Raw genomic sequence first — 744 nt, forward strand, 5'->3', positions numbered from 1 at the left:
GGCTTGAGGGCGGCGGTGACCTGCCCGGTAGCGATATCCAGCGCCGCGAACAAGGTGGTGGTGCCGTGCCGGACGTAGTCGTGGCTGCGCCGCTCGATCAGTCCCGGCTGCATGGGCAAGATCGGCTGCGTCCGATCCAGCGCCTGGATCTGAGATTTCTCGTCCACGCACAGCACGATCGCGTTCTCCGGGGGCGCCAGGTACAGACCGCAGATGTCGGTGACCTTGCCGACCAGCTCGGGATCGGTAGAGAACCGGAACGACTCGGCCCGCCACGGCTTGATCCCATAGGCTCGCCACGCCGTGACCACCGTCGAGGCCGAGACCTTCAACCGCGCCGCCAGCAACCGCGACGACCAGTGGGTCACGCCCAAACTCTTCGGCGGCGGCATCAACGTCGCCGTCACGATCGCCGCGTGATCAATCGTGCGCGGCCTGCCAGAACGTTTCTCATCGACCAGGCCCGCGATGCCCTTGTCCTCATACCTGGATCGCCACAGATTCACCTTCGGACGCGACGCTCCAGCCAGCTCCGCGATCTCAGCATTGCGCCGACCCTCCGTGGCCAGCAACACGATCCGCGCCCGCTGCACCATCCCCGCCGACATCGACTGCGCACGGGTCATCCTCTCGAGCTCCTCGCGATCGCCGGGACGCAACATCAATGCCGGGGCAGGTCGATTCGCCATGCCCCATGATTTCACAAACCCAACCGTAAAACTACTTCACACGCGCGACACTAGG

General features: G+C 65.2%; 1 protein-coding gene. It reads right to left on the reverse strand.

Features of this window, described 5'->3' with window-relative positions:
* Positions 1-626 (reverse strand): IS630 family transposase (locus OPF83_RS17390; RefSeq protein ID WP_264888910.1); only part of this gene is annotated, 626 nt, incomplete at its 3' end.
* Positions 627-744: the final 118 nt, after the last annotated feature.

Origin of the sequence: Dietzia sp. NCCP-2495, assembly GCF_026011735.1 — a bacterium.
GTDB lineage: Bacteria > Actinomycetota > Actinomycetes > Mycobacteriales > Mycobacteriaceae > Dietzia.